The organism is Schleiferilactobacillus shenzhenensis LY-73, assembly GCF_000469325.1.
GTDB lineage: Bacteria > Bacillota > Bacilli > Lactobacillales > Lactobacillaceae > Schleiferilactobacillus > Schleiferilactobacillus shenzhenensis.
The window spans coordinates 145,780-149,769 of sequence record NZ_KI271585.1 but is presented as its reverse complement, the minus strand read 5'-3'; the positions used below and the strand labels follow the sequence as shown (position 1 = coordinate 149,769).

Here is a 3,990-nt window from a genome sequence, read left to right as displayed (position 1 = left end):
GGTTTTTCCCTTGCCCCGCCTTATGCCTACGCTTCTAACCGGGCCGCTCCGCCCTCTGCAAAAAAAGCCCCCCACTAGCGAGTTTCTTCACTCCTGGCAGGGGACCTTATTGGTATTCAACTATCGGTCACATTGGTCGTTTCCCAGCCGCCTCACAGGCAACCGGGGGGATTTCTTACTGGTGATTACTGAATGTCAATGTTGTGGTTGTGCTCGTTATCCACAGACAGCTTCGGCAGCGTGACGGTCAGGACACCATTGTCGTATTCGGCCTTGATGCCGCTGACGTCGACGTTGGGCAGCTGGTAGCTGCGGCTCATTGTGCCGTACTTGCGCTCGGACATCAGAACGTTGCCATCCTTATCGGCGTGGTCGTTGATATCCTTCTTCGTCACATTGATGCTCAGTACGTTATCGTGGTAGTTGAGCTTAATGTCGTTCTTATCGACACCCGGAATATCCACGCGGGTGATGTAACTATCCTTGGTTTCCTTCACATCAGTCCGCAATCCGTTAACAGCCGTGGTGTTGACAAGGGGATTGAACCAATCCATCCAGTTAGACATCGGGCCGAAGAAACGGTTGGACAGGCTGTCGAAGAACGGATCACTGTTCATCAAATCATTGTTATTGCGCCGAGTCATCATATCATTTGCCATAACAGAAAACTTCCTTTCGCAAAGTTCTGTGGGGGAGCGGGACCGTGATCCTTTTCCCTCACTGCACTTATTATAATAGCAGTAATTAGCAGTCAAGTCAAGCGACTGCTAATATTGGTTGGAAGTTTTTTTTCGACCTCTGGGCTACTTGAACTGCAGACTGTAGAGCTGGGCATAGCGGCCATTCTTGGCCAGCAATTCCTTGTGCGTTCCGCGTTCCACGATTTCACCATGTTCCAGCACCAGGATCTCCCGGGCATGCTGAATGGTGGACAGCCGGTGGGCAATGACCAAACTGGTGCGGTTGGCCATGAGCCGGTCGAAGCTGGTTTGAATGCGCCGTTCAGTCTCGTTGTCCAAGGCCGCCGTGGCCTCATCCAGGACAACGATGGGCGCGTCTTGGAGGAAAATGCGGGCAATGGCGATGCGCTGCTTCTGCCCGCCGGACAGCCGCACGCCGCGCTCACCGACCCGGGTGTCTAACCCCTCGGGCAGCGACTTGATGAAGTCAGCGATGTTCGCCGCTTCCGCGGCCGCCCAGAGTGCGTCGTCACTGACCGGGCCGAGACCATAGGCAATGTTGTCGCGAATCGACGTGTCCAGCAGGAGGACGTCTTGGGTGACGACGCCGATCTGGCGGCGCAGGTCGCGGCGCCGCACCTGGCGAATATCGATGCCGTCGAAGGTAATGGCGCCGCCGGTGACGTCGTAGAAGCGGTCCAGCAGTTTGGTGATGGTCGTCTTGCCGGCTCCGGACGATCCCACCAGTGCGACACTCTCGCCCTTCGGCAGGGTGAAGGAGACGTCGTGCAGGATCGGCACATTATTGCCGTAATGGAAGTCCACGTGCTGGAAGGCAATCTGGTCGTGGAACGGCGCCAGCGCCACCGGGTGGGGCGGATCAACGACCAGTGCCTGCTGGGCAATGAGGTTTTCAATCCGTTCGTAGGACACCACGGCCTGCTGGAAGCGATCGATCAGGTTCGTCAAGGCCCGCACCGGTGCTTGCAGGATCGTTAAGTAAGAAAGGTAAGCAACGATACCGCCGACGGTGAAGCTCTTACCCATGACCTGGTAGGCACCGACGCCAATAATCAAGGCCGTTCCCAAATAGTCCACAAAGTCGATGAGGGGCGAGAACTCGGCGAAGTACTTGGTCGCCGCCAGCTGATTCTGGCGGTTGCTCTCGTTCACGTCAGCGAACGTGTCCGCCGTCTGGTCTTCGGTCGCCATGCTCTTGATCAGCAGGATCGAGCCCAGGCTTTCTTGAATCTGATTATTCATCGTCCCCGTGGACTGCCGCACCCGCCGCCAGGCACCGTGGATCAGGCGGGAGAAATACAGGTTGACGAGGAACAGCAAGGGGAAGGTGAGGACGATCAGTCCAGTCAAGACGGGGTTCTGGATCAGCATAATGACCAGCACGATCAGGGCCGTCAAAATACTGCCAATCAGGCCCAGGGCCTGGGGCGACAGTAAGCCTTGCAGGGCATTCACGTCGCTGGTCAGAACTACCATCAGGTCGCCGGTCTTACTGGTTTCAAAGAAGGCGAAGTCCTGCCCCAGGGCGTGGGTGAACAAAGTGTTGCGCAGACGGGAGACCGCCCCCTGGGAGACACGGGCCAGGAGGTAGTTGCTGCCGGCGGAGAGCAGCCCGTTGAGTGCCGTGAGGCCCAGCAGGCCGGCGACACTCCAGGCCAGCAGCGTCACGGCGTGCTGGGGAATCATCTGGTCAATGACCGCTTGGGTGATGCGCGGGATGGCGTATTGGATCGCCGCTGTGCCCACCAGCATGAACATGACGATCACGAGATATTTTTTGGCGTCCGCCAGTTGGCGGGCAAAGAAGCGGAGCATTCGCCAAATCGTTGATTGAAACATGGGCAAGCCTCCTTTACATATCATTCGTATCTTCCATTGTACCGTGTTGGCCGCCCAGTGGCGTTATTGCCGCCCGGTGCCAGCGCAACATGGTAAAATAAAGGATGTAAGGGGGTTATCAAAATGGAAAGATTTGAATCGCCGCGCCAACACTTCCGTTGGCCGCTTGCTATCTTGGGTGTGCTCTTCATCCTCCTGGGGATCTGGGCAATGATGTCTCCCGGCGGTGCGCTCCGGGGTATCGTCTGGGCCTTTGCCCTGGGTGTCTTGTTCAAGGGAATCATGGACATCGCCGTGTGGTACGACATGGGCAAGGCTGGCGTCGACCGGTCCACCTACGTCCTGCTCACCGGGATCCTGGACATTCTGTTTGCCATCCTGCTTTTCGCCAACAGCATGTTCAGCGTCATTTTCTTGTCCTATTTGTTCGCCATCTGGTTCCTGGTGGACTCGATTGCCTCAATTGCGGCCGCCGATTTTTCGCTGCACCGCACGTTCAACATCGTCATGGCCGTCCTGGGCATCATCGTCGGCATCATGATGCTCTTCAACCCGCTGGTCTCCCTGTTCACACTGGCTTACCTGGTGGCCGCCTACCTGGTCATCTTCGGGGTCATTTTCCTGGCCCGGGCGTTCTAAGCTCGACCAATACTTATCATCGCGCTGGTCCGCTGCGACCAGCGCTTTTGTTTATAGGAAGAAAATGCGGCAGCTCATTGCAGAAAGGAAGACATGCCATGGATCAACTCACTGCCATTGCCCAGATTGCCCAGGAGCAAGCCGTCGGCGACCGCTCCGGCCACGACTTCGCCCACATTCAGCGGGTGGTGGCCAACGCCCGCCGGCTGCTGGCCGCATACCCTACGGTCGATCGCACCTTAGTCCTGGCGACCGCGTACCTCCACGACTATTACGACGAGAAATTGGTCGCCGACTCGGCGCAGGCCAAGGCCGCCCTAGAACAGAAACTGGCCGTAACGGCCGGCTTACCCAAGGATGACATCAACCAAATCACCTTCATTATCGACCACATGTCCTTTGCCAAAAACATCGACACCCGCCAGCCGCTGCCGCTGGCGGGGCAAATCGTCCAAGACGCCGACCGGCTGGACGCCCTGGGAGCAGTGGGCATCTTCCGGGCCATCCGGTACGGTGCCACCCACGGCAGCCCAGATTACGACCCCGCCATTCCCCCGCGCCAGCAGCTGACCGCGGCCAACTACCGCCAGCCGAGCACGATCATCAACCACTTCTACGAGAAACTCTTCACTCTGGCGGGCACCATGAACACGCCCGCCGCCCGGCAGATGGCTGAAGAGCGGACAGCGTTCATGAAGCAGTTTGTGGCGGAGTACATGGCGGAAATCTGACGGGCGGGGTTATTGTCATGCTCTGGCCCGGGTGACTCCGGGCTGCGCAGATTGGGGGACAGGTTAGTGTCTGGTACTGA

Annotated in this window: 4 protein-coding genes; 2 read left to right on the top strand and 2 right to left on the bottom strand. The window is 57.8% G+C overall.

Going from position 1 to position 3,990, the window contains the following annotated elements; genetic code table 11:
• Positions 1 to 185: 185 nt before the first annotated feature.
• Together L248_RS05380 and L248_RS05375 are read right to left on the bottom strand one after the other, a co-directional pair.
• Positions 186 to 659 carry an Hsp20/alpha crystallin family protein gene (locus tag L248_RS05380; RefSeq protein ID WP_022529104.1) on the bottom strand — a complete coding sequence of 158 codons (474 nt, stop codon included), beginning with the start codon at positions 657 to 659 and terminating at the stop codon, positions 186 to 188.
• 144 nt (positions 660 to 803) lie between these two features.
• Positions 804 to 2,540, bottom strand: a complete 1,737-nt coding sequence (locus tag L248_RS05375) for an ABC transporter ATP-binding protein (protein ID WP_022529103.1) — start codon at positions 2,538 to 2,540, stop codon at positions 804 to 806.
• Between the two features lie 123 nt (positions 2,541 to 2,663).
• Here L248_RS05375 and L248_RS05370 point away from each other — a divergent pair, with 123 nt between their 5' ends.
• A complete protein-coding gene (locus L248_RS05370) occupies positions 2,664 to 3,179 on the top strand; it encodes an HdeD family acid-resistance protein (RefSeq protein ID WP_022529102.1) in 516 nt (171 codons plus the stop codon).
• 98 nt (positions 3,180 to 3,277) lie between these two features.
• A complete protein-coding gene (locus L248_RS05365) occupies positions 3,278 to 3,910 on the top strand; it encodes an HD domain-containing protein (protein WP_022529101.1) in 633 nt (210 codons plus the stop codon).
• The last annotated feature ends 80 nt before the right edge of the window (positions 3,911 to 3,990 follow it).

What these genes read in the sequence shown, in the direction of transcription:
- L248_RS05380 (WP_022529104.1), bottom strand. Translation starts at nt 659, where the DNA reads ATGGCAAATGATATGATGACTCGGCGCAATAACAATGATTTGATGAAC.
- L248_RS05375 (WP_022529103.1), bottom strand. Translation starts at nt 2,540, where the DNA reads ATGTTTCAATCAACGATTTGGCGAATGCTCCGCTTCTTTGCCCGCCAA.
- L248_RS05370 (WP_022529102.1), top strand. Translation starts at nt 2,664, where the DNA reads ATGGAAAGATTTGAATCGCCGCGCCAACACTTCCGTTGGCCGCTTGCT.
- L248_RS05365 (WP_022529101.1), top strand. Translation starts at nt 3,278, where the DNA reads ATGGATCAACTCACTGCCATTGCCCAGATTGCCCAGGAGCAAGCCGTC.